The organism is Lachnospira pectinoschiza (assembly GCF_900103815.1).
Lineage (GTDB): Bacteria > Bacillota > Clostridia > Lachnospirales > Lachnospiraceae > Lachnospira > Lachnospira pectinoschiza_B.
Map to the genome: position 1 here is coordinate 467,764 of NZ_FNHZ01000001.1, position 25,527 is coordinate 493,290.

General features: G+C 38.7%; 23 protein-coding genes and 1 pseudogene. 17 read left to right on the forward strand and 7 right to left on the reverse strand.

Going from position 1 to position 25,527, the window contains the following annotated elements; all coding sequences use genetic code 11:
* Window positions 1-9 precede the first annotated feature (9 nt).
* On the forward strand, window positions 10-3,117 hold the full coding sequence (locus BLQ66_RS02000; protein WP_074520691.1) for an HD domain-containing phosphohydrolase: 3,108 nt from the start codon (window positions 10-12) through the stop codon (window positions 3,115-3,117).
* A gap of 87 nt (window positions 3,118-3,204) precedes the next feature.
* Entirely contained in the window at window positions 3,205-4,404 is a 1,200-nt protein-coding gene (locus tag BLQ66_RS02005; RefSeq protein ID WP_074520692.1) for a Gfo/Idh/MocA family protein, read from the forward strand.
* A 158-nt stretch (window positions 4,405-4,562) separates the two neighbouring features.
* Here BLQ66_RS02005 and BLQ66_RS02010 read toward each other — a convergent pair whose 3' ends face one another.
* The gene (locus tag BLQ66_RS02010) at window positions 4,563-5,159 is read right to left on the reverse strand and encodes a hypothetical protein (protein ID WP_074520693.1); all 597 of its coding nucleotides are present in this window, start codon (window positions 5,157-5,159) and stop codon (window positions 4,563-4,565) included.
* A gap of 255 nt (window positions 5,160-5,414) precedes the next feature.
* On the opposite strand from BLQ66_RS02010, the gene BLQ66_RS02015 reads away from it, so the two are divergent.
* The 3 genes from BLQ66_RS02015 (at window position 5,415) to BLQ66_RS02025 (ending at window position 8,572) form a co-directional block, all read left to right on the forward strand.
* Window positions 5,415-6,548 (forward strand): DNA/RNA non-specific endonuclease, encoded by a 1,134-nt coding sequence (locus BLQ66_RS02015; RefSeq protein ID WP_074520694.1) that lies wholly within the window; start codon window positions 5,415-5,417, stop codon window positions 6,546-6,548.
* A 90-nt stretch (window positions 6,549-6,638) separates the two neighbouring features.
* Entirely contained in the window at window positions 6,639-7,982 is a 1,344-nt protein-coding gene (locus BLQ66_RS02020; RefSeq protein WP_074520695.1) for an ATP-binding protein, read from the forward strand.
* A gap of 86 nt (window positions 7,983-8,068) precedes the next feature.
* Window positions 8,069-8,572, forward strand: coding sequence for a M48 metallopeptidase family protein (locus BLQ66_RS02025; RefSeq protein WP_083330264.1), 504 nt, complete (start codon window positions 8,069-8,071; stop codon window positions 8,570-8,572).
* A 502-nt stretch (window positions 8,573-9,074) separates the two neighbouring features.
* On the opposite strand, the gene BLQ66_RS02030 is transcribed toward BLQ66_RS02025, so the two are convergent.
* Together BLQ66_RS02030 and BLQ66_RS02035 are read right to left on the reverse strand one after the other, a co-directional pair.
* On the reverse strand, window positions 9,075-10,367 hold the full coding sequence (locus BLQ66_RS02030; RefSeq protein WP_074520697.1) for a tyrosine-type recombinase/integrase: 1,293 nt from the start codon (window positions 10,365-10,367) through the stop codon (window positions 9,075-9,077).
* Window positions 10,368-10,525: 158 nt separating this feature from the next.
* Window positions 10,526-10,945: pseudogene (locus BLQ66_RS02035) on the reverse strand (helix-turn-helix domain-containing protein); the annotation flags it as partial.
* Between BLQ66_RS02035 and BLQ66_RS02040 the strand changes: the two are divergent.
* Entirely contained in the window at window positions 10,901-11,170 is a 270-nt protein-coding gene (locus tag BLQ66_RS02040; protein ID WP_074520699.1) for a helix-turn-helix domain-containing protein, read from the forward strand. The pseudogene BLQ66_RS02035 and the gene BLQ66_RS02040 overlap by 45 nt on opposite strands.
* Before the next feature lie 987 nt (window positions 11,171-12,157).
* Entirely contained in the window at window positions 12,158-12,808 is a 651-nt protein-coding gene (locus BLQ66_RS12330) for a MobA/MobL family protein (protein WP_330389767.1), read from the forward strand.
* Window positions 12,809-12,870: 62 nt separating this feature from the next.
* On the opposite strand, the gene BLQ66_RS02050 is transcribed toward BLQ66_RS12330, so the two are convergent.
* The gene (locus BLQ66_RS02050; RefSeq protein WP_207645127.1) at window positions 12,871-13,377 is read right to left on the reverse strand and encodes a TetR/AcrR family transcriptional regulator; all 507 of its coding nucleotides are present in this window, start codon (window positions 13,375-13,377) and stop codon (window positions 12,871-12,873) included.
* A gap of 151 nt (window positions 13,378-13,528) precedes the next feature.
* On the opposite strand from BLQ66_RS02050, the gene BLQ66_RS11945 reads away from it, so the two are divergent.
* The 4 genes from BLQ66_RS11945 to BLQ66_RS02065 all read left to right on the forward strand — a co-directional run bounded on the left by BLQ66_RS11945 (window position 13,529) and on the right by BLQ66_RS02065 (window position 16,277).
* Window positions 13,529-13,669, forward strand: a complete 141-nt coding sequence (locus BLQ66_RS11945; protein ID WP_180364677.1) for a hypothetical protein — start codon at window positions 13,529-13,531, stop codon at window positions 13,667-13,669.
* Entirely contained in the window at window positions 13,666-14,643 is a 978-nt protein-coding gene (locus BLQ66_RS02055) for an alpha/beta hydrolase (protein WP_083330226.1), read from the forward strand. The genes BLQ66_RS11945 and BLQ66_RS02055 overlap by 4 nt, the downstream gene beginning before the upstream one ends.
* 268 nt (window positions 14,644-14,911) lie before the next feature.
* Window positions 14,912-15,583 (forward strand): flavodoxin, encoded by a 672-nt coding sequence (locus tag BLQ66_RS02060; protein ID WP_074520701.1) that lies wholly within the window; start codon window positions 14,912-14,914, stop codon window positions 15,581-15,583.
* Between the two features lie 16 nt (window positions 15,584-15,599).
* On the forward strand, window positions 15,600-16,277 hold the full coding sequence (locus tag BLQ66_RS02065; RefSeq protein ID WP_074520702.1) for a DUF4405 domain-containing protein: 678 nt from the start codon (window positions 15,600-15,602) through the stop codon (window positions 16,275-16,277).
* Between the two features lie 23 nt (window positions 16,278-16,300).
* Here BLQ66_RS02065 and BLQ66_RS02070 read toward each other — a convergent pair whose 3' ends face one another.
* Entirely contained in the window at window positions 16,301-17,188 is an 888-nt protein-coding gene (locus tag BLQ66_RS02070; protein WP_074520703.1) for a LysR family transcriptional regulator, read from the reverse strand.
* Window positions 17,189-17,362: 174 nt separating this feature from the next.
* Here BLQ66_RS02070 and BLQ66_RS02075 point away from each other — a divergent pair, with 174 nt between their 5' ends.
* The 4 genes from BLQ66_RS02075 (at window position 17,363) to BLQ66_RS02090 (ending at window position 20,307) form a co-directional block, all read left to right on the forward strand.
* Complete coding sequence (locus tag BLQ66_RS02075; protein ID WP_074520704.1) at window positions 17,363-17,605, forward strand: hypothetical protein; 243 nt, start codon at window positions 17,363-17,365, stop codon at window positions 17,603-17,605.
* 30 nt (window positions 17,606-17,635) lie between these two features.
* Window positions 17,636-18,649: an alpha/beta hydrolase gene (locus tag BLQ66_RS02080; RefSeq protein ID WP_074520705.1), complete on the forward strand. Its 1,014-nt coding sequence runs from the start codon at window positions 17,636-17,638 to the stop codon at window positions 18,647-18,649.
* A 60-nt stretch (window positions 18,650-18,709) separates the two neighbouring features.
* Window positions 18,710-19,231 (forward strand): flavodoxin family protein, encoded by a 522-nt coding sequence (locus BLQ66_RS02085; RefSeq protein WP_074521051.1) that lies wholly within the window; start codon window positions 18,710-18,712, stop codon window positions 19,229-19,231.
* Window positions 19,232-19,329: 98 nt separating this feature from the next.
* Window positions 19,330-20,307: an aldo/keto reductase gene (locus tag BLQ66_RS02090; protein WP_083330228.1), complete on the forward strand. Its 978-nt coding sequence runs from the start codon at window positions 19,330-19,332 to the stop codon at window positions 20,305-20,307.
* A 125-nt stretch (window positions 20,308-20,432) separates the two neighbouring features.
* On the opposite strand, the gene BLQ66_RS02095 is transcribed toward BLQ66_RS02090, so the two are convergent.
* On the reverse strand, window positions 20,433-20,663 hold the full coding sequence (locus BLQ66_RS02095; protein ID WP_074520706.1) for a DUF6061 family protein: 231 nt from the start codon (window positions 20,661-20,663) through the stop codon (window positions 20,433-20,435).
* Window positions 20,664-22,008: 1,345 nt separating this feature from the next.
* Here BLQ66_RS02095 and sdaAB point away from each other — a divergent pair.
* A complete protein-coding gene (gene sdaAB, locus BLQ66_RS02100; RefSeq protein WP_074520707.1) occupies window positions 22,009-22,671 on the forward strand; it encodes an L-serine ammonia-lyase, iron-sulfur-dependent subunit beta in 663 nt (220 codons plus the stop codon).
* A 13-nt stretch (window positions 22,672-22,684) separates the two neighbouring features.
* Window positions 22,685-23,617: an L-serine ammonia-lyase, iron-sulfur-dependent, subunit alpha gene (locus tag BLQ66_RS02105; protein WP_074520708.1), complete on the forward strand. Its 933-nt coding sequence runs from the start codon at window positions 22,685-22,687 to the stop codon at window positions 23,615-23,617.
* A gap of 1,006 nt (window positions 23,618-24,623) precedes the next feature.
* Here the strand turns inward: BLQ66_RS02105 and BLQ66_RS02110 are convergent.
* Window positions 24,624-25,421 (reverse strand): ZIP family metal transporter, encoded by a 798-nt coding sequence (locus tag BLQ66_RS02110; protein ID WP_074520709.1) that lies wholly within the window; start codon window positions 25,419-25,421, stop codon window positions 24,624-24,626.
* Between the last annotated feature and the right edge of the window lie 106 nt (window positions 25,422-25,527).

Genomic DNA, 25,527 nt, shown 5'->3' on the forward strand with positions numbered 1-25,527 from the left:
GACTTTTAAATGAAAGCGGCTATAGCACTAAAAAAACACTTAAAGGGGTTAGGATTTTTTATTCTAGCTGTGGTTTTGCTGTGCGTATTTTCATTTTTCTTAGAATATAAAAATGTACTGGCAGTAAATCAAAAAAATCTTTATGAGTTAAACAATGACGTTGTATCTATTGATATGGATAAAACGGACACGGGATATTCTGCCGTACTTTACGACAATACCAGCGGACTTTCAACTTCTGAGGCCAATGCCATCGTCCAAACTGAGGATGGTTTTCTTTGGATTGGAAGTTATAGCGGACTTACAAGATATGATGGCAATAGCTTTTATCGTCTGGATTCTTCCACAGGAATTGCCAATGTTGTAAGTCTTTATGTAGATCCTTTAGAGCGCCTTTGGGTCGGCACTAACGACAGTGGCGTGTTTATCTTAGATCATGAGAATGTAACAAAATTAAATAGGGATGACGGTCTAAATTCCCTATCTATTCGTTCAATTTCCCAAGACAGTAATGGAATAATATATCTTGGCACAACCCAAGGGGTGGCCTATGTGGACACAGATTTACAGGTGCACACAATTGATGATGATCGTATTGAAAATGAATATATCAGAAACCTCTACACAGACTTAGATAATAATGTCTATGTAGTTACAAAGGCCAGCGAGATCTTTAAGATTAAAGACGGTGAGGTAGTGGATTTTTATGACACAGATACTCTAGGCTTTAATAATTCCCACGTGGTGGCACCAGATAATGAAAATCCAGGTTTTGCCTACATTGGAACTAGTGATTCAATCGCTTACTATTGCGATTTTAACGATGGCTTTAAGATTGTAGAAAGCTATGACCTAGAAGAGCTTCGCTATGTCAATTCCATTGAAAAGATTGGAGATAAGCTTTGGTTTTGCTGCGATAATGGCATTGGCTATTTAGAGGAGGGGAAAGTGGTTGAGGTAGACAATCTTCCAATGGACTCTTCCGTTATGGATGTAATGGCAGACTATCTAGGAAATCTCTGGTTTGTTTCTTCAAAGCAGGGAGTTATGAAGGTTGTAGTAAACCAATTTTTAGATATTTATGAAAAATACGGTTTTGATGAAGAGGTTATAAATTCTACTTGCATGTATGAGGACAAGCTCTTTATAGGCACAAAATCTGATGGCATTAAGGTTGTGGATGGTGAAAATAAAGTGGACTCAATCCCTCTAACTAGCTGCAAATCCGCTTCTGGAGTGAATTATAACTACACAGATCTAATTAGCATGCTTGATGAGACTAAGATTCGTTCCATAATTAAGGATTCCAAGGGCTATCTTTGGATTTCAACCTTTAGCGATTTCTGCCTTATGAGATATAAGGATGGGGAGCTAACCCTCTTTACAACAGAGGATGGCATGCCTTCAAACAGGGTTCGTGCCATATATGAAAGAGAAGATGGCGCTATAATGGCTGCCTGCACAGACGGCCTTGCAATCCTTGAAGGGGACGCGGTTACAAGGGTTTATGACAATGACGATGACATTAATAACCTTGAGATTTTATCGGTTTGCCAGTTTATGAACGGAGAGATGGTTGTGGCTACCGATGGCGGGGGTATTTACATTTTAGATGAAAATGGAACTAGCCATATAGGTATCGATGAGGGCCTTAGTTCTGAAGTGGTAATGAAGGTTAAAAAGGACAAAACGAGAGATATTCTTTGGATTGTAACTAGTAACTCCATTAGCTACATGACCGCAGATCACGAAATCTTTAAGGTGGAGCAGTTCCCATATTCTAATAACTTTGACTTTTTCCAGAATTCAAAGGATGAAATGTGGATACTTAGCAGTAATGGAATCTATGTTGTGGAAACAGAGACTATGCTTGCTAATGGGGAGATTGAGTACCTCTTTTATGATTTAGATAATGGCCTTCCTTGTATCGCAACTTCTAATTCCTACAGTGAATTAACTCTAGATGGAGACCTCTACATTGCAGGAACTACGGGGGTTGCTAAGGTTAATATAGAATCTAGTGTAGAAAATGTGGCGAATTTTAAAATGGCTATTCCATATGTGGATGCCGATGGAGAGAGGATATTACCAGATGAAAATGGAAACTTTGTAATCCCTTCCTCAACTAAGAAGCTTACAATTTATAGTTACATTTTCAACTATTCCTTAATGAACCCTGTGGTTACTTATAAGCTTGAGGGTTTTGAGGACAGCCAGACTTCTCTTAGAAGAAGCGAGCTGACGCCTATTAGTTACAGTAATTTAGCCGGTGGTCAGTACAAATTCGTCTTAAGTATTAAGGACACTTACGGGGATACGTCAAAAACCATTAGCATAAGCATCGTGAAGCGCATGGCTTATTACGAGTACACAGGAATAAAAATTTTAAAGATAATCTTGATATTTGTATGCATTTTAATAATAATACAAATATATCTTATCATTAGAACTAAACGTTATAAAAAAGAAGAAGCTAAGCAAAAGCAGTTGGTTCGTGAGATTGTGGAGGCTTTCGCCAAGGTAATCGATATGAAGGATAAGTACACAAACGGCCATTCTTCAAGGGTTGCCCATTATACAGCGATGCTTGCCACAGAACTTGGCTATGATGAGGATACGGTTAAGAATTATTACAACATCGCCTTGCTTCACGACATAGGTAAAATCGGCATTCCTGCAGAGGTGCTAAATAAGCCTGGCAAGCTAACAGAAGAGGAATATAACATTATAAAGTCTCACTGTGAGCTTGGTTACGATGTTCTTAAAAATATTAGCATCATGCCGGAACTTGCCATTGGTGCCTATTCACATCACGAGCGTATTGATGGAAAGGGATATCCAAGAGGCCTTGCAGGAGATGAGATTCCAAAGGTTGCCCAGATTATTGCCGTGGCAGATACCTTTGATACCATGTATTCCAACAGACCTTATAGAAAGAGAATGAACTTTAATCGCGTGGTGGAAATCATGAAGGAAGTCAGCGGAAAGCAGCTCTCTAGCGAAGTAGTGGAGGCCTTTTTATCCCTGGTAGAAAAAGGCGAGTTCATGGATCCAAATGATGATGGGGAAGGTTCAATGGAGGATATTGATAACATTAGAAACGGATATAAGAGCTAGGATACGCCGCGGGGACGTTGTAGCCGGGATGCCGCCGCACCACCGCTGTAGCCGGCGCGGCTAGCTCATCGACCTTAAGGAGGAATTATGGCAAAAAATATTTTAATTGTGGGTTCAGGTTGGCGCGCATTCTTTTACTATAGAGTAATCAAGGCGTTGCCAGAAAAATTCAATCTAGTGGCCATGCTTACTAGAACCAAGGAAAAGGCAGAACGCCTTTCAAAGGAATACGGAATTAATGTAACAACAAACAAGGAAGCCTGCATTGAGGCTAAGCCAGAATTAGTGGTAGTTGCGACTTCCAAAACAAATATAGTAGATACAGCTATGGAGTGGGCAGACTTAGGTTTTCAGGTCCTTATGGAGACACCCGCTGGAGTTAATGAGCAGGACTTTGAGAAGTTGACACATTTTCAAAATAAGGACAGAATTCAGGTGGCAGAGCAGTACCACAGATATCCTCGTTTCCAGGCTATGAAAAAGCTCCTAGATGAGAACATTCTTGGGGATTTAATCGACATGAATTTGTCTTTTTGCCATGATTATCACGGGGTAAGCTTGATTCGATTTTTCATGGGGGATTTGTCAAAGGCTAAGGTTTTATCTTCAGTTAGCTATCCACTTACTATGCTTGAAACTGGCGCTAGAGCAGGAGTTACCAACACTGGCCAGTTAAAGGAATATAAAAGAAGCATCACAGTTCTTGAAATTGAAAAAAATCGACATGTAACCTACGACTTTAGTGGCGTTCAGTACCACACAGAAATCAAATCTTCTAGGGTGAACATTCAGGGAAGCTTAGGTGAGATGATGGATGATAGATTCTCCTATGCAGTGAAGGCTAAGGATAAAAATGTGGTGGCTGCGGTCGCTAGTGAAAAGTTTGGAGCTGGAAAGCTTGCTTACGGTGTGGCTGCGGGCCTTTCAGGCTTCCTAACTAATATGGAAGATGAAAGCGGGGTATTAAAGGCTAATCCTGATATGAAGTTTAGTCTTAGTTCTTCAGTTTCTTCTGCTGCTATTGGCTATTCAGATCTTGAGGATTATAGCGAGGCTGGCAAGGAAAGCTATGAATATAAGTCAGGAAAGCTAGAGTATAACTACGATTCTAAGAGAGATTTAAAATCCATTAGCTTTATGGGTAGAGAGCTTTGGACTAATGATTATTTATCTTGTGGCTTTACTAATGACGAAATTGGCATCGCAGATTTCCTTTCAGGTAAGGCAAGCTATAGCCTAGATTGGGCAGTGGAAGATGCAAGGCTAGCGAATACATTTTCAAAATAATTGAAAAAATAAGACATATAAAAGGACTCGATTAAAAGAAATCCCTTTCGGGAGTCTCTTAGTCGAGTCCTTGATTTTTGGTTATTATTAAGTTAATCATAAGCCTAGGGAAACTCTTTCCTTAGACTTTGGGTTAAAACCCTCTAGTTTCTCTTAATCTATGCAACTCCAGTTGTGCTCTCAGTTGTATCTTCGTCAGTATCCTCTTCGTTGATACTTGAAGCGCTGACGCTAAGAATGATAGCCTCTGGATTTGTATGTATTGTAAGTTTAGGATTCTTTGAAATCTCAAGATCCTTTACTTTAACTACTTCACCGAACTTAAGCTTTGAAGCATCGATAACGATCTTGTCTACCAAATCGGCAGGAAGTGCGCTATATGAGACTTCAGTTAAGTCTTCTTGAAGTACACCTGACTGTACTTTATCTCTATTTTCAATAACTATTTCTGCAACTGACTTAACAACTTCGTCCTTTAAAAGTTCCTGTAATGACATTTCGTTGATTACACCCTTGAAAGGATCGTAGTCGATTGACTTGATTAGAGCAAGGTGCTTTTCTCCGTCAATATCAAGAGTTACCTTTGAACCCTTGCCATTGTTTCTTAAAAATTTTGCTAACTCTAACTTGTCCACCTTAAATAAAAGTGAGTCCTTAATCTCTTTTCCGAAAAGGCTTCCTACTACAAAACCTTCTCGTCTAAGCTTTTTAGCTTTGGCGGCGATATCTCTGCGCTGTGTTTTTAAAGTATCCATTTGTCTTTTACCTCCAAAAACTCCTCGCTTAGCAGCCTTCAAATTCAATAGAATTAGGTATTGTTAAGTGATATATTTGTTATTAAATTTTTAGTAAAACGTCTTACTGACCCACATTATACACCCAGTAAATTTATTTTGGCGCAAAATAATTAAAAAGTTTAGATTTATTTTATATTTTAAATTTGCCGATATTAGTTTAGAATATAGGTGATAAGCTAGCATTGATGCTAGTTAGGACTTAGGGAGAGTTTTATGAGAAAGAAAAATTTACTAGTTTTATTGTGGCTATCGCTTTTGCTAATTTGCCTACCTGCCTGTCAGGCTGCAAGCACCGATAGTCAAGCAACAGAGCCTAATCAGCTTGTGAATGAAAATGTATCCGATACCGCAAGTGAAGAAATCTTAAGCTCTGGGGAGAGCATTAACGATAATGCTGCTTACGCAACCGGCCTTGATGCCTTTAACTTGGCAGAAGTTCCGGCTTATTCAGGCAGCCCTTATTGTGAGATTAACGGCAATTGTCCATTTTTTACAAATGAAGAAATCACCGCAAATAGCTTTGAGAGCTACGCTGAGCTTGATAGTCTCGGCAGATGCCAGACTTGTATTGCTTCCATCGGCAAGGATTTGATGCCCACTGAGAAGCGTGGCAACATTGGAAATGTGCATCCAACGGGCTGGCATTTGGTTAAGTATGCCGGAATCGACGGTAACTACTTATATAACAGGTGTCACCTCATCGGCTATCAGCTTACTGGTGAAAATGCAAACACAAAGAATTTAATTACTGGCACTCGTTACTTAAACGTAGAGGGTATGCTTCCTTTTGAAAATAAAACTGCAGACTACATTGAGTCCACAGGCAATCATGTAATGTATCGTGTAACACCTGTATTTGAGGGTGACAACCTTCTTGCCTCAGGGGTTCTTATGGAAGCAAAATCCGTGGAGGATAACGGCACAGGCCTTAGTTTTTGCGTTTACTGCTATAACGTCCAGCCAGGAGTGACAATAGATTATGCAACAGGAGATTCAAGCGGACCTGAGTTTACAGGTAGTAGTTCTAGTAACTCAGGCAGCAGCTCTAGTAGTTCTGGCGGATCGTCATCGGGCTCAGCTTACAGTTCGGGATCTGGCGGATCGTCATCGGGTTCAGCTTACAGTTCGGGCTCTGGCTCTTCATCATCGTCTAGCTCCTCCGGGGCTGTGGCAGCAGGTTCAAGTTCCTCAAGCTCGTATGTACTAAATACAAATACTAAGAAGTTTCACCGTCCAAGTTGTGGTTCAGTAAGCACTATAAAAGATTCAAATCGTAGTGATTACACAGGCTCAAGACAAGACTTGATAAATCAGGGCTATGAACCATGCAAGAAGTGCAATCCGTAAAGAATACAATTAATACTGTATTTTTCATAAAATGAGAGAGAATTTGAAGTACCTGAATCTTTACGCTAAAATAGCCTTGGAGGTACTTTTATGTATTATAAAAGAAAAATTGATAATTTCCTTGAAAACTGGAAGGCAGATCCAGCTCATAAGCCTCTCATAGTAAAAGGGGCAAGACAGATAGGCAAAACAGAGTCTATTATGCATTTTGCTAAAGAAAATTACGAGAATGTTGTATATATAAATTTTGTTCTAGATATAAAGTTTTCAAATATTATAGTAGATGGTTATGATGTAGCAAGTGTAATTAAGAATATTACATTGGTCGACCCATCTATTAAATTTGTGCCTGGTAAAACTATTATTATTTTTGATGAAATTCAAGAAAACCCAGATGTTGCAACAACACTTAAGTCTTTTAAGATAGATGGTAATTATGATGTAATATGTAGCGGTTATATTTTGGGAATTAATTATAAGAAGATACATAGTAATAGCGTTGGTGCTAAGACGGATTACGAGATGTATTCCATGGATTTTGAAGAATTTTTATGGGCAAAAGCTTATAATAAGGAGCAGATTGATTCTATTTTGAATCATATGATTGATAATAAGCCTTTTAATGACAATGAAATGAAAATTTTTAAGGACTTATTTTTAGAGTATTGTGTGCTTGGTGGAATGCCTGATGTTGTAAAACAGTATATTGAAACAGGAACATTTTCAGGAACATTAGATATACAAAATCAAATTAGACTTGATTATGAAGAAGATGTTCGAAAATATGCCGAAGGCCTCGACCAAACTAAAATAATAAGCGTATATAGAAGTGTTCCAGCTCAGCTTGCAAAGGAGAATAAGAAGTTTCAATTTAACAAGATTGAGAAAAATGCAAGATCGAGAGAATATACGGGATGTATCGAATGGTTAGTTGATGCAGGAGTTATAATGGAATGCAATTGTTTACAATTTCCAGAATTACCTTTAAAGGGAAATATTGAAGAGAATAAGTACAAGTTGTATTACCCAGATACAGGACTTTTAGTATCGTCATTAGATGAAGAAGCTCAAGAAGATCTTAGAGTTAATAAAAATTTAGGTGTTTATAAAGGAGCACTTTATGAAAACTTTGTAGCTGAAGCATTTGTAAAACAAGGACTTGGACTTTTTTATTACAAAAAGGAGAACTCTTCATTGGAAGAAGATTTCTTTGTAAGAACACAAAAGAACCTTGTTCCTGTCGAGGTAAAGGCTGGTGATGCCAAATCAAGATCTTTATCTTCATTAATTAAAAATAAAAACTACAGTGATATATCTTATGGAATAAAACTTGGTGATTTTAATGTGGGACATGCTAATGATATATATACATTCCCATATTTTTGCGCATTTAAGGTTAAGGAGTATTTAAAAAATAAAGATTCTAAAAAATAGAATTAATTAGTTTTTTTAGGAGTTTAGTTTTGAATAAATCAGACATTAAAATCATAAAGTCGAAGAGAAAAACATTTTCACTAGAAATGAAAAATGATTTAAGTCTAGTTGCTAGAGTGCCAATTGGAGCTAGTTCTAAGGCAATTAACGACTTTATAACAAGAAGTGATTCTTGGATAAAAAAGACAGAAGAAAAAATTAAAGAAAACAAATCTGAATTTGGAGACGTAGCTAAATTATCGGATAGAGAGTTAAGAGACCTTTACAAGGTGGCAAAGGAAGAGTTGCCTTTAAGAGTTGCTTACTTTGCAAAGCTTATGAAGGTTTCGTATTATAAGATCACTATCAGAGCGCAACGCACAAGATGGGGAAGTTGCACAACAAAGGGCAACTTAAACTTTAACTGCTTACTTATGCTTACCCCAAAGTGGGTGCAGGATTATGTGGTGGTGCATGAACTTTGCCATAGATTGCATATGAATCATTCCAAGGAATTCTGGGAAGAGGTTGAGGGCGTTATGCCTAAATATAAGGAAGCAAAGAAGTGGTTGGCAGATAACGGTGCTAGCTTGATAGAGAGATTGCCCTAAATTTAATAAAGATATTGATGGCAGCTGCGCATGAACGCAGTGTAAGCAATCCCCCGCTTCAAAAGCGTAAGCTTTAAGCGGGGGTATAAAGCTTACTAGTGTCAGAAGGGGTTAAAGCCCCTTCTGACAGGTGGCACAAAGTGCCACTGCGTTCATGAGGAAGTAGCGAAGCGGATTCCGAATGTCCGCTTCAATAGGCGTAGCTGCTTTTTGTGTGCGATGCAGGTTTGGAGGTTTGACTTTTAGGAGGGAAATAGCTATTAGTGGCCACAACTTGCTAAATGGGGAAGTGATGTTGTTTTGGGGCTTTTGACTTTTTGAAGCGAATTCCACACCTACAGCCACTACTTGCTAAATCGGGGTTTGTCTATAAGTAATTCCAACTTTTCTTGATTTATGCGGTCTGGCGGTATGTCAGACCCTTATTTATGTATCCTTTTCCCTTGTTTTTGCCCTTATGAGGTATCTACAAGGGAAAGTTCGTTTTATTTTGTTGTTTTCATTATTGTCCGACTACCTTGTCTAAGAGTTTTGCAGATGCCCTCTTAGCTTCTCTGGTAGCGTGTGCGTAGACATTCATGGTAGTTCTCACATCTGAGTGACCGAGTAATTCCTGCACATCCTTTGGCTGTGCTCCATTAGAGAGCAGATTGGTTGTGTAGGTGTGTCTTAAAGCGTGGAAGTGAAAATTCTCAAATCCGGGGAGCTTTGCTTTGATAGTCCTGCAAACAATTCCGACTGTGCTTGGAGATTCATAAGCTCCGTCAGGTCTGATACATACAAGATTGATTTCCTGATAGTCCAGAGGAATATCGGCTGTACCATCTAAGTGATACAATTCATAATGCACTCTGTTTTTCTCTTTGACCTCTTTGTAATAATTTCTCTGATAGAGTTCTCCGTACTTTAAGGGTTGCTTGCGTTGCTCCTTTTTGGCTTTTCGCAGGATTTCAGTTAGAGTATCACCAAAATCTACGATACGGACTTTCTTTCTCTTTGTCGGTCCAATCTCAGTTTTGTGTCTTGCTCCATTGTAGCGGATGCTTCGTCTTACAGTTAGATACTGTTCCTCAAGGTTAATGTCCTGCCATGTCAGTCCACATACTTCGCCAAGTCGTAAACCTGTAAAATACGCGATCTGAATCGGTAGGATAGCTGGCTTGTTTTTCTTTTCCAGATACTCCATAAGCTGTAAATACTGTTCATAAGTGATTGGAGTAGTGTCAAGGGGTTCTTCGTCTTCATCAGCGAATAAGTTTACATCATCCGTCTTTTTCTTTAGAACAATATACTGCATTGGATTGAAAGTAATAAGCTGCTTTGGAAATACTGCAAAGCGGAATGACTGTTGCAATACTGCCGAGAAAGAGTGGACATAATCTTTTGTATATCCCTTTGATTCAAAATCTTCAACCTTGCCACCGAATACCAGAAGATCAAAAAATGCTTGTAAGTGTTCAGCGGTTACAGTCTTTAGCTTTCTCTTGCTGATAGGATGTTGCTTGATTCTTCCAAGAGCCTGTAAATAATTTTCAACAGTTCCATTACTAAGTGTACCTGTCTTTAACTCTTCCTCAGCCCACATATCAAGCAATTCGCCTAATGTGACATTTTCAGACTTTGCGACAAATCTTTTGGAATCGTAATCCTCCATAGCCTGTCTAAGCATCTTTTCTGTCTCAGCTTTACTTTCTGTGCCAGCGTATTCCTTTTGTACTAAGTTACCGCTCGCGTCCTCTACATAGAAGCGATAGTACCATTTCTTGCCTTTCTTTCTTACAGATCCTTTTGCCATAATTGTGACTCCTTTCGTTGTCGGCAATCGGAACTGATGAAATGCTTCTTGCGTGTAGGCATCTTGCAGGCATAGCCTGCAAGCCAATTCGTCGCTCGTCAAACAGATAAATCTGATGACTCGCTTGCACTCATTGTATCATAGCTCCGTCTGCCGTTCTATACCGAATCGAGATCTTTTTCTGATAAAAGATTGGCTAGTCGATTTTTCGCTGTCTCAGGATTTTTTGAATACAATCTTACAATATCGCCCATATCATTCAATGCGTTGACGGTGTGGGTGATTTCTCTAAGGAACATAATCTCATTGTATTCCTTATTTGATTCAAACCCCATAGTCTGGGCGAGTGCCTTGTTGTCTGCATTTCCTTTGAAATTCTTACAAGCGAACTGGAATGAATCCACGAACAGCTCGTATTCCTGTAACATCAGTAGTAGCAGGTCTTTGGAAAAATCACTTTCGGACTGTTCCATATCATAAGGGAGTTTATTCAGAATGGAAGTCATCACATCACGAATCTGTAATTCTCTTTTATCCGTAATGTCTGTTTCGTATTCGTCCGTCTCACCTTTCAGCCACTAAAGTTTGCACTCTCTATTGAAGAAGCAGCCGACTATACAGGTATTGGAAGAAACACTCTTAGAAAGCTGGTGGAATGGGAAAAGTTACCAATCCTTAGAGTTGGAAGAAAAATCCTAATTCGCACAGAGCGATTGGATGAGTTTCTAATACTCAATGAAGGAAAAGATTTACGAGACAGACACGCAGTAAAAGCTGTCCAAAGAACCTTGAAAAATGAATAAGGGACAGTCCTAAGACCATCCCTCTGGTATGTATCTGACCGAAGCCATGATATACCTACACGCAAATAGATTATAGCATGTGCTACTCCTCAGATACAACCAGAACTTTTGGAAAATGAGGACAAGAAGAATGTGCTTGGTATGAACTTTCATACCAATGTAGAAAAAAATGTATGGTCTTTCATACTAATGGCGAAATTTTCATATGAAGATTCATACCAATGTTAATTTTGGAAATGGTATTAACTTTCAAAGTAATATTTCCAAATGTGTATGAACTTCTAAATTAAAATCGCTGGAAGTGTATGAAAATTGCTACACAAGGGTGCCAGTGAGTGCAATAGTCCACCCAGGTGGTAGGACAAGTCCACCCAAGATGCAAAAGGTGTTATGAATAGTACACCCAAGTCAGAAATTGAAGTGGGTGCAATCATCCACCCAAGTGGTAAGACAAGTCCACCCAATTTACGAAAAGTGCTGTGAGAAGTCCTACCAATAGCACAGTGCTATTGTCAGCCCTAGGATAATAGTAGATCATTCTATTGTTTTGCTAAATATAATAGCAAAATTGCTATTGTCTCAAAAATGGGCGAAAATCAACAATAGTAAAAGTGCTATTGTTTGTGCTATTGTTTCGCTGAATTTCATAGCAGTTCTTCAAGCATTCCTGTTAAAAAAGGGTGCCGGATACGGCACATAAAAAGGTGTGCCATTTAAGGCACAAAAATATGTGCAGAGGGAACAATTACAGCTATAAGTGGACTTCCTAGACAAGCCCTCGGCGTTTGAGAGCGAAATACACCCATCGCACAAATCTTCGATTTGCACTCTGTGTATTTCGCACTGCGAGGCTTAGCCGCCACAAGGCGGATGTGTTCGCAAGATGAGTGCCTATGCACTCGCTCACAGGGAAAGTTTACTACTCACATCTCATCTTTCTTATCCGTCCTCTTTTCCTAAAAATGAATCTGGGAAAGGAGATACACAATGCAAAGAAATTCATTTGTGCAGATGTCAAAGCTCTCCAATGTTCGTGGAAGAATCTATTATATCTCCAGTGACAAAAAGCAGGAAAATCTCTATGCGGTATATGAAACAACAGATCGTAAATTTTGGACAGACCTTGCAAAGTGCAATCAGGCAGAATTTAAGAAAAGCGGTACAGAGGGAAAATGTATCGAAGCAAGAGAACTGATTATTGCTTTGCCAGAATCCTTTGTAGATTATTCGCCTGATGGACTGCTAAAGTATATGACGGATAAATTCAAAAGTCAGTATGGGGTTGATTGTATTGCAGCACTCCACCACAACAAGAGAAAGACGAATTATCATATCCATCTTATCTTTGCAGAGCGAAATTATCTTGATGAACCGATAGAAAAGATTGACAACATGAAAGCCCGACTTGAAAAAATCGTGCAGGAATATGGTTATCAAACAGTGGATGAGTTCTACAGATTATTCAATAATGCTTCATCTGATTACTACGATTACAAGGAAGAAGTGAAGAACTGGGAAGCTAAGTATGGTGAAAAGTCTCTCCAAAGAAAATTGGCAGAGAAACAAGCCGAGGTAAAGAAAAGGCAGGAAGAACAGGATTATATCTATCGACCACCAACGAACAGAGGGGCAAGATAAAAAGAGGTCGCATTGATAACGACCTCTTTTTATAAATGCTTAAAATAGTTTTTGTTAAATCGTTATTTCATACCATTAGCAGTTAGCAAAGCTGTCATTACATCAGCGGATTCCTGCATCCCGCGGGCAATCCATTCTTCAATCCATCCGTAAGTACCATAAGAAACAAATGCAGTCGTATAAGCTGCCATATTATCATATTCAGGTTTAGGACCAAAGAGAGAAATCATAACACTAAGAAATAAGTGGAAAAGATTTCTCTTTTTTAATAATAGATAAAAGCCTTTCTGGTCATATAGATGCTTAAATAAACTTCCATATAACTCTGAATTGGAATCGTGATTTTCTTTTTGATAATCGGTTTGCCATCCATGAATTAAATCTGAGATATATTCTGTTATAATTTCTTCTTTTGTGTTGTAATTACGATAAAAAGCATTACGACTGACTTGAGCAGTCTCGGAAATCAAACCTATGGAAATGTCACATAAATCGTAATCCTTTAATAATTTGATTGTTGCATTTTTTAGCTGTGTTTTAGCATATGTATTTTTTTCTTCATTGTTCACGACGTCACAAAACCTCCTGCTTTGTACCATTTTTTATTTTCTATTGACTTAACAACTTTGTGACGTTACAATTATGACATCACATTTGTTACATCAAATGTTATAGCAATTTTATTGATAAGTCAATAGTTAATTTACAGGAGGAAAACCGATGAAAGATTTTTTTACACCAAAGAGAATTATTATTCTTATCGTTATCATCATAATTGGTATTGTTTTGGGTCGATTGGCTGTGAGAGCTGTTCTCAACCTTATGCTTGGGGGTACTATGTTTGGAGGTGATTTTCTATGATGAAACAGAAGGGAAAGAAAACAGGAATGTATGTATTATTATGTATTGTTGTATTTGTTGTCAGTTTCGCGGGATCAGCACTATTTAAATTTACTCACAAATCAGCTGCAACGAGAAAATATATGGCAGATTGGAACGATGAGGTTGGAACAGTATATACAGATATAGAGTATGGAACAAAAGAAGCCAATAAATTTGATCTGTATGTTCCCGCAGATGTATCAAAGGATACTTATAATTTGGTCGTGTATATTCATGCTGGTGGTTTTACTACAGGTGATAAATCCGATGATAAGGAGATGTTACAGTGGCTGTGTTCAAAGGGATATGTAGCTGCTGGAATTAACTATACACTTCGTGATGATGAGCATCCAGATGCAAACATTTATACACAATCAATGGAAATAAAGGAAGCTATGCCATATGTTGTAAATGCGGCAAAAGAAAAGGGATATAATATTGATGCAATGGCAATGTCAGGTGGATCTGCAGGTGGATGTCTTGCTATGCTTTACGCATATAGAGATGCAAGTGAATCACCTGTACCAGTAAAAATGCTTTTTGAAGCTGTCGGACCATCCAGTTTTTATCCAGAAGATTGGAAATGCTATGGACTTGATCTGCCAGATCACAAAGAAAACGCAGCAGGATTATTTAGTGTAATGTCGGGAAAGAACATAACCGCAGATATGTTTGGGACAGTGGAATATGATGAAGTAATGAAGGATATTTCAGCCTTGTTGTGGGTTGATAAAAATACAGTTCCATCTATATTAGCATATGGAAAACATGATAAAGGACAACCTTATGAAAGCTCTATTCGTCTTGATCAAAGATTGACAGACTGCGGAGTCAAGCATGAATATATTGTTTTTGAGCATTCTGGTCATGGGTTACAAAATGATAGCAAGAAATACATAGAATACATGGAAAAGGTGGAAGAATACCTTGCTACCTATCTTCCGGTGGAATGATTGTGAAGGAGTTATTATAAAAAAAGACGCGTAAAACAATATTTCTGTCATTATAAAGAATCCGTTAAAAGAGGTCATTGTGACCTCTTTTAATTGTATATAGATAACTATAGGGAAAAAGAAAATAATAAAATAGAAAATCAGACTGAACTCATTACTAAATGGAATAACACGATATAGAAAATGTCAATTTGTAATTTATCAGCAGTCATTATAAATTAAATTTACAAGAATGAAAATACATCTAGCAGAAAGGATATTTTATATTATGGCGAAGAGATTATATTTAACATTGCTCACAATAATATTGACTGTATGCATGACTGCATGTGGCTGTTCCTCTGGGTCAGTAGTACAAAAGGTGGATTCAAACAAGGACGGTGGTAACACTTTGATTGTTTATTTTTCTCGTTACGGAAATATGAATGACAATGATAATGTTGATGCTGTATCATCTGCAAGCATCTTGCGAAAAGATGATCATTTGGTAGGAAATACGGAATATATGGCTCAGTTGATTCAAAAGCAGGTGGGCGGAGATCTGTATCTGGTTCAGGTCGAGGATGTGTATTCTTCTAATTATGACGAGACGGATAAGAGAGGAGCTAAGGAACAGAGACAAGGTGCACGACCAAAACTAATCAATCCAATCTCAAATTTGGATGATTATGATACTGTTTTTATTGGATTCCCGACATGGTATTATGATATGCCAATGCCATTATATTCGTTTTTTGATGATTATGATTTGTCTGGAAAAACAATTGTGATGTTCAACACCAGTGGTGGAAATGGAGCGGTTGATTGTGTAAATAAGGTATCACAATTAGAACCTAATGCGTCTGTCGTTGACAATGTTTTATCAGTTACACATTTTGATATTGATAATCTATCAGAAGATCAGGTAGAGAAGTGGCTTAAAGAAATAGGAATGAAGTAAACGGTGGTGAAATTTTATGATAATCAAAAAACATAGAAAAGGTATAAAAATTGGTATTGATGTGGCAATGACTATCCTGCTACCATTACTCATGGGATATTCGTTAATTGGAGAAGCGTTACATGAATGGATGGGAATGGCTATTTTTCTATTATTCATTACACATCATATATTAAACTGGAAACATAGAAAAAGGAAAGTAGCATTTCGCTGGTCCATTTTTTTCAATGAGTTGGTCAACGGACTGCTGGCAGTAATTATGATATTATTGCCAGTCAGTGGTATGCTTATGTCGAGACATTTATTTCCATGGCTTGATCTGGGAATACCGATGATTCTTATAAGAAGAACTCATATGCTACTGTCGTATCTTGGTTTTGTACTTATGAGTCTGCATATAGGAATGCACATGGAGACAGTATTCGCTATGACAGGATTGAATAAGAAAATAGCTCAAATGGGAAAATACAGGATAATAAGTATTCTGTGTCAGATTATCATCGTTATATATGGATGTGCTGCATTTATAAAGCATGACTTTATAGCGTATCTGTTTTTGCAAAGATACTTTGTATATATCGATTATTCAGAGCCACGAATACTCTTTTTCTTTGACTTTGTTGTGATTATGATGATGTTCGCAATTCTGGGATATTATCTCATAAAATTATTAAAGAAGCAGAAATCCGTCTAAATTGGCGGATTTTCTACTTCTTTTTAGTCTACAGGATAACCCATCACTTTTCTTACTTCTTTAGCAAGCAAGCAGGCAACCGGTGTAAATACCTGATATTTCTTCCAGATACCATACATCTTAGTGGTAAGCTGAGGTTCTAACGGGCGAAATGTAAGTGTGGTATTGTCGGTTGTTTCTACAAGTCCCTCAAAACCGAGGGCTATTCCCACACCTTCACGAACAAATACGAGTCCATTATTGGCAAGGTTAAAATTGGCAACCACATTCAATTTCTCGGTTAATTCACCGCCCCATCTAGGAATATCTGCTCGAAGTGCCTGCTCAGAACACATAACCGGATAGGGCAAAAGGTCTTCGATGGTAACAGATGATTTTTCTGCCAAAGGACAGTCCTGCGGCATATACACACCCCATATATCTTCTTCGGGAATCTCGATATAGTTATATCTGGACAAATCTGGTGGCTCTACGATAAATGCCAGATCAAGGACACCGTTTTCCAGTTTTTCAGCCACCTGTGAGGTATCTCCGCTGGTAATACGAAACTGAATCTGTGGGTAGGTTACATTTAAGTTTTTAACTGCTCTTGCAAGGTATTTAATCAGTTTTGATTCTGCACAGCCAATCGATACAATTCCACCTGTGATTTCATCCAAAGACCTAAATTCATTTTCAATCTTATCTGCAATTGCAAGAAGATCCTCTGCTCGTTTTCTAAGGATCATACCCTCTTCAGTAAGAGAAATACTTGTAGAACCTCTGTGAAAGAGCTGTTTTCCCAATTCATTTTCTAACTCTTTTATCTGTTTTGATAATGTGGGCTGGGTAACATGCAGTCGTTCCGCAGCTCTTGTCATGCTGCCTTCTCTGGCAGCTTCCAAGAAATATCTTAATACTCTGATTTCCATATGATTTCTCCATTTTAAAAGAATTACTATTTTATCCGTAAGTTGTTAGGTTTATATCCTGTATTATCATATCACAACTAGGTATTCCAAACAAGCATAACACGATATAGAAAATGTCAATTTGCTATTCAGCCCGCCTGCTCATATAATAATAACCAGAGAGGAGACAAACCAATGGCAGACATAACCAATAAGAAAGCAATGCTTTTACAGAATCTTCGGGACGCCGGATGTGATCAAAAAATGATCGATACCTGTATGAACATCGCAGACCAGAATGCTGATGCAAAAATACTGCCTCTCTTACAGGAATATCGAACTTGTCAACTGGACCGCGTGCACAGGGAACAGGATAAGCTTGAGAGTTTAGATTATTTGATGTATCAGCTGCAGAAACAAAGACTAGGACAAATATAAAAAGTGCAAAGGCACAGAAAGAGGTTAAATATGGATACAAGAACATTTAAGGTTTATGAGAACATCGAAATGAAGGAAGTAAGATTTAAGAATCGTTATGGTATCGAACTTGCAGGACATTTATATCTTCCGGAAAACTATACAGATAAGAAAAATCCGGCAATCGTAGTTTCCGGACCATTCGGAGCAGTGAAAGAACAGTCATCCGGTCTTTATGCACAGGAAATGGCAACAAAAGGATTTGTAACAGTTGCATTCGATAATTCCTTCTGTGGAGAAAGTGGTGGAGAAGTGAGAAATGTGGCATCCCCTGAGATTTTCACAGAAGATTATTCAGCGGCAGTTGATTTCCTTGGCACACTAGATTATGTAGACCGCAATCGTATCGGAGCCATCGGTATCTGCGGACTTTCAGGAATGGCAGTTACTGCAACAGGTGCAGACACAAGAATTAAAGCAGTTGCAACGGTTTCCATGTATGACATGTCAAGAGATATCTCTCGTGGTCATATGGACTACTACACAGAGGAACAGAGAACTAAGATCAAGGATTATCTCGGACAGAAGAGATGGGAAGATGCAGTAAATGGTACACATTCTCTCGGCTCTCATGAACTTTCCTTCACAGAGGATGGAGAAGTAAATACAGCAGCACCATCTCTGCCAGATCTTCCATTGGATGAACTTAGCAAGATGCTTCATCAGATGGACGAGACAACAGGAAGTTTCTTTGATTATTATGTTGTACGTGCTCGTCACGAAAGAGCAGTCAATTTTGTATCATCATGGACAGCAACAACACCGGTTGGATTTTTCGAGTATCCACTGATGACCAATATCAAAGAAATTTCACCAAGACCAGTTATGTTTGTAGCAGGAGAAAATGCACATTCACGCTATTATTCTGAGGATGCTTATAAGGCAGCCAATGAACCAAAAGAACTTGTAATTGTACCGGGAGCTAATCATCCAGACCTTTATGATCAGATGGATAAGATCCCATTTGATAAGATTACAGAGTTCTTCACAACAAACTTAAAATAATAGGCGAAGGTGGATATGCGATTATTTAAGAGTATTCGTCAGAAAAAGAAAGGTGGATCTATGAATATTTTAGTATTAAACGGAAGTCCACGACCAAATGGAAATACAAGTCAGCTCGTGAAAGCATTTACAGAAGGAGCAACAGGAAGTGGACATCAGGTAACGACCATTGATGTATGTAAGAAAAATATTCATGGTTGTCTTGCCTGTGAGTATTGCCATACCAAAGGAAATGGAACTTGTATTCAGAAGGATGATTTTGCTGAGGTGGCAGAGGTACTAAGGGATTCTGATATGCTGGTGCTTGCTTCACCGATTTATTATCACAATGTGACAGGACAGTTAAAATGCACAATCGACCGTTTTTATGCGCCTGTGTATCCTTATAAATTTCCAAAACTGAAAAAGATTGCGATGATTTTATGCTCTGGAGATCCAGATATGTATGAGGGTGCAAAATTCTCTTATCAAGGAGATTTTCTTGATTTCTTAAATCTGGAAGATATGGGAGTCCTTACGCTTGCAGGAAGTGTGACAAGGAGCAAATTGGAGGAAGCTAAAAATTTAGGAGCATCTTTATAAGAGATGCAGCAAAGGATTGGGGATATCTGCGTAGTTAGATATCCCTGTTTTGGTAGAAAAGGAGAATAATGATGAAAAAGATTTAATTCTGTATTGTCATGCTGGTGTCACTTTTAGCAATATCGGCATGTGGAAAAAATAATATACAACAAGAAGCTACTGAGCAGGAAAACTCAAATGTTCAGACGGAAGAAACAACAACACAATCAGTTAAGGATGAGGATAATATAGAGAAAAATACTGAAACAGAGGAAAAGGTAGGTGCATTTGATATGGATAAGAAAATAGTAAGATTAAATAGTGGATATGATATGCCAATCGTAGGACTTGGAACCTACGCATTGTCCGATGAGGAATGTTGCAACTCTATTCTTGCACTTCTTGAGAATGGTGGAAGACTAATTGATACCGCTTATATGTATCACAACGAAGCTGCGGTTGGAAGAGCTGTTCGTGATTCGGGCATTCCAAGGGAAGAGATTTTTGTGACAACAAAAATATATCCTTCTCAGTTTGGTGATCCGAAGGCAGCGATTGATTTAGCCTTGAAGACTCTTGACATAGAATATATTGACCTTATGCTACTTCATCATCCGGGGAGTGGAGATGTAAAAGCGTATAAGACAATGGAACAGTATGTTGCAGATGGAAAGATTAAATCTATAGGTTTATCAAACTGGTATATTGAGGAATTGGAAGAATTTTTACCACAGATATCGATTACACCAGCAGTAGTACAGAATGAGATTCATCCATATTATCAAGAGCAGAAGGTAATTCCTTATATTCAGAAAAAAGGAATCGTGGTTGAAAGCTGGTATCCGCTTGGAGGACGAGGTTGTACAAAGGAGCTGCTTACGAACGAAACAATTGTTGCTATAGCAGAGACTCACAATGTATCAGCAGCACAGATAATTCTTCGATGGGATTTACAAAATGGGGTTATCGTAATGCCGGGTTCAAGTAATCCGGATCATATAAAAGAGAATCTGGATGTATTTGGATTTGAACTGACAGAGGATGAAATGAATCAGATTCGTGCTTTGAATCGTGATGAGAAGCACGATTGGTATTAAGCATTGTATAGTATAAATACAAATAAGAATATAGCTCCTATTATCCATAAAGCGATACCCATAATCTTAAGTTAAGGTATTGGTGTATCGCTTTTGTGTCCATATAATGTGACTAGAAAGTCTATTTATTCCATATCAGCCGCATTTACCCAATCTTGCATCTCAGAATTAAGATACAGACGAGCATATTCTATCGGATCATCAATTGCAAGTGCATCCAACATTCTCTGAGAGTTGGGTGTCGTAATTAATTCATCTTCTGCCTTGCCGCAGTCAATCCGAAGAATGTAGCCGTTATAATAATTGATGTCTATGGTGTTGCGATATTTATTGTATTCAGCATGAACGATATTCATAATTTTAGTCCTTTCCTTAATCTTATCTGTTATAATTTACATTAAGAAGCGTAATCATCAGTTCCAGCCGATTTATATAATGTTATTAGCTGTTACCATATTTTCTTTCCCTTTTTTTTTCCCTTATGAGGGTTCATAACACGAGGGAAAAGGATATAATACAAGGGAAACCATAAGGGAAAGCTCACCTGCCAAAACTTTAGGAAAATCAAGGGATTGCGGATTTTTCAGTAACACCATATAATACGAATTAAGTGTTAAAGAAATTAAGAAATAACAATCGGGATTTGGCATTGATTCGGGGCTTTTGACTTTTAGGAGAGAAATCACTGCCAATAGGCACAGAAGAATTCTTCTGTATGGCCCGGTAGCGTAGAATTTCCGGCTCCTGAGTTTCACTTTTTGACTTTATTGCTTAATAAAGCAAGTTATAGCCACTGTTTTTGAAGCCTTGAAAAAATTGCTTGTGACTTTTTTGAACGCAGTGTAAGCAATCCCCCGCTTCAAAAGCGTAAGCTTTAAGCGGGGGGTATAAAGCTTACTAGTGTCAGAAGGGGTTAAAGCCCCTTCTGACAGGTGGCACAAAGTGCCACTGCGTTCATGAGGAAGTAGCGAAGCGGATTCCGAATGTCCGCTTTACATGAGATGTATAGAAAGGCACAAAACCCTGTCTACAAATGGGGAAAGGCTGTCTCTTCTTTTGAATTCTTGTGGCTTAAATTAGATTTCTTATTGCTTTATAGGCACAACGCGTCTTTTTACTCTAAATTTGGCTGTGGCTATAAGAGACCCAATTTGAATTCTTAGCCACATTCCCCCAATAAATAAGGCCCCGGAAGGGCGTTAATCCCGGAAATAGTGAGCTTCAAAGGAAAGGCCACAAATAAAGCTCCGGAAGGGAGCAAAAGCCACCAATTAGTGAGAATCCAATGAGAATCCCCACAAATCAAGAGTCAGCGGAAATTCCAAGAATTTCCGCAGAATCCCTACATTCCCCCCACACTTTAGCAAGCTACATCAATAACTTGATTTTTATTTTAAGTATGATAGAATACCCTACGTAGACAAGGGAGTCGTTAGCGAATAGCTTGCGACTCTTTTTTATTTGAAGGGATGATGTTGCTTAGAGGCTGCTTCAAAGAAACTTTTTTGAACGCAGTGTAAGCAATCCCCCGCTTCAAAAGCGTAAGCTTTAAGCGGGGGTATAAAGCTTACTAGTGTCAGAAGGGGTTAAAGCCCCTTCTGACAGGTGGCACAAAGTGCCACTGCGTTCATGAGGAAGTAGCGAAGCGGATTCCGAATGTCCGCTTTACAGGCAGAAGAGAAGTAACGCTTAGGAGATTTTATGAATATTTTTGACATTATGGGGCCAATCATGGTTGGACCTTCAAGTTCACATACAGCAGGAGCTGCAAGAATCGGTTATGTTTCAAGACAGCTACTTGGAGAAGATTTGAAGAAGGCAGAGATTTTACTTCATGGCTCCTTTGCTGCAACAGGAAAAGGACATGGTACAGATAAGGCCATAGTTGCAGGACTTATGGGCATGATGCCAGATGATGAAAGAATTCCAGATGCTTTTGAAATTGCAAAGGAAAAGGGAATTGAGATAAGCGTTGGAGAAGTTTTATTAAAGACAGAATATGCCAATGCTTGCCTATTAAATCTTGAATCGGTAAAGGGTAGAAGTTTAAGCATTGTTGCTGCATCTTTGGGAGGTGGAAGAATTTCTATTGAACAGATTGATGGGATTGATACACATTTTTCAGGAGATTATCCAACACTTATCGTCCACAATCTCGATCAACCAGGGCATGTAGCCGAGGTTACATCAACACTTGCTCATAAAAGTGTAAATATCGCAACCCTTAATCTTTACAGAGATAAGCGCGGCGGCTACGCAGTTATGATTGTGGAAACAGACCAAGATATTCCAGAAACAGCCATCAAATGGATTGAACATTTAGAAGGAATTATTAAAGTAACTTATATTAATATCGAGAAATAGAAAGAGGATTAAAATGGCTTATACAAGTATTGTTGAATTAGTTGATAATTGCAAAGATCCGGAAGAACTTATAGATAGAATCATCGCTGCCGACGCTAACGAGCGCGGAATTAATTGCATTGATTCTTTTAAACAAATGAAGACTCTTTGGGAGGCTATGCTTGCCTCAGTTAATAATTACGATGGCAGCCTTAAGTCTAATAGCGGCTTGTCAGGCGGGGATGCCAAGAAGTATGAGGATTTTCGTAATGCCGGAGGCGGTGTCGTTGGAGATTTGCTTGCAAACCTTATTAAAAATGCCCTCAAGGTTTCAGAGTCTAACGCTTGTATGAAGCGAATTGTTGCCGCACCAACAGCAGGTTCTTGTGGCGTAATTCCAGCGGTTTTGATTACTCTTTATAATCACAGAAAGGCCAATTTAGCTAGCTTCCAGCCAACTCTTATTAAGAATGAAAATGTATCAAAGGACGATAACAATTTCACTCTTGATGATAAAATCGTACGAAGCCTTTATCTATCGGCAGCAGTAGGCGAAGTTATCGCTTTTAGAGCATCAATTGCTGGTGCTGAAGGTGGATGTCAGGCAGAGATTGGCGCAGCAAGTTCAATGGCAGCTTGTGCCTTTGCTTATCTTAACGGCGGAAACATAGAGCAGATCATGCACGCCGGCGCTCTTGCTCTAAAGGCCTTACTCGGTCTTGCTTGTGACCCAGTGGGCGGCTACGTTGAAGTTCCTTGTATCAAGAGAAATGTTACTGGTGCTGCAAATGCAGTAACTTCCGCAGAGCTTGCTCTTGCTGGAATTGAAAGTAGAATTCCTTTTGATGAAGTTATAGATGCCATGGGAGAAATCGGCAGAAAGATGGATATCTCTTTAAGAGAGACAAGTACTGGCGGTCTTGCCATGACACCAACCGGTAGACAATACCTACCAAAGCAGGATTAAGCAAGTTGAACGCAGTGTAAGCAATCCCCCGCTTCAAAAGCGTAAGCTTTAAGCGGGGGTATAAAGCTTACTAGTGTCAGAAGGGGTTAAAGCCCCTTCTGACAGGTGGCACAAAGTGCCACTGCGTTCATGAGGAAGTAGCGAAGCGGATTCCGAATGTCCGCTTTACATAAATATATAAGATAACGAACTCCGGAAAGCGTATGCTTTCTGGAGTTTTTTGATTTCTGGGCTTCGAAGCCCTTTATTCTCTCGCTACTTAGTGTGTCACTTCCCAACTTGCTCAGTTAATCGCTGCTTTCCGGGCTTCGAAGCCCTTTATTCTCTCGCTAAAATGGGTTTTGTGGCTAGAAACTTCAAATATGGAGATTTTGGCCATAGGCAAAATTGAATAAAAAAGACATGGTTTGGCTATAACCCGGGAATATAAGAAAAATAGTCACGGCTTTAAAGCCAGTAACTAGCTTCTTGAAAGCCTAAAAGGACGGATTTGTGCTTCTTTCTAAAGAATACTGGAAAAAAGTCACAAGGAAATTTTTTAGCTTTTAAAATCTTGTGCCCGTAAACCTTAGTTTCTTGGTGAAAAAGTCAATTTACGAGATTTAAAAACCGAAAATGAAGTGCTCCCGGGACTAACAGAAGAATTCTTGGGTGCCTGTTATACTGCGATTCGCTCCAAAAAGTCAAAAACCCCGAATCAGCGCCAAACCCCAATTTAGCAAGTAGTGGCCACAAATAGCAATTTCTCTCCAAAAAGTCAAAAGCCCCGAATCAGTGCCAACTTCCAATTTAGCAAGTAGTGGCTACGGAAAGTAAAAACGCCCCCAAAAGGCACAGCCCCCGCCCCGACACCAAACCCCGATCTAGCAAGTCCAGTCCCATATACAGCAAAACCGCCCTAAAAGTCGTTTCTCCCACTAAAAAAAGATGGCCAAAGCGCTCCGCGCTTCGCCATCTTTTCCCTATTTGCCATATTTCACAATTTCGAAATTTACACAATCCGAATCTATCCCAAAGCCACATCCAACACCATCATAAGGCCAAAACCAATGGCAAAAGCTAGTGTTGACCAGTTTGAGTGCTCGCCCTCGGAAGCTTCAGGTAACAATTCTTCTACAACTACGTAAACCATTGCGCCAGCTGCAAAAGAAAGAAGGTAAGGTAGGATTGGAACCATTAACTTTGTAAGTAAAACCGTAACGATTGTTCCGATAGGTTCCACAACACCTGAACCAAAGCCGTATATAAAGGCTTTCCACTTGCTCTTTAATTCATGTCTTAAAGGAAGGGAAATAATTGCGCCTTCTGGGAAGTTCTGAATTGCAATACCGATTGCAAGAGCAAGTGCTCCTGAAAGAGTAATTGCGCTTTCCCCTGAGATGTAGGCTGCAAGAGCTACACCAACGGCCATGCCTTCTGGGAAATTATGCAAAGTTACTGCAAATACAAGCATTGTACTTTTTGGTAAGTTTGCATGTAAACCCTCAGGTTTATCACTATTTGCGTGAAGATGAGGGAGTATAAAATCGATTAAAAGTAAGAATAAAATACCAAGCATGAAACCCACTAATGCAGGTGCAAAAGCAAGTTTGCCCATTGGTTCACATTGTTCCATTGCAGGAATCAGTAAAGACCAGACAGAGGCAGCCATCATAACGCCTGCCGCAAAACCTGACATGATCTTTTGAATCAAAGGATTCATGGTATCATTCTTAAACAGAAAAACCATCGCAGCACCTATAGTTGTTCCAAGAAAAGGAATCAAGATGCCTATGATTAGTATGTCCGTGTTGCTAAGTACCATATTGTTCACCACTTTCGTTTTAAGTTAAGTCTACAATACAATAGTATAAGAAAAAAATCAATCTTAATAATAAAATATGATATTATTTCTCAAAATTCTCTTTCGT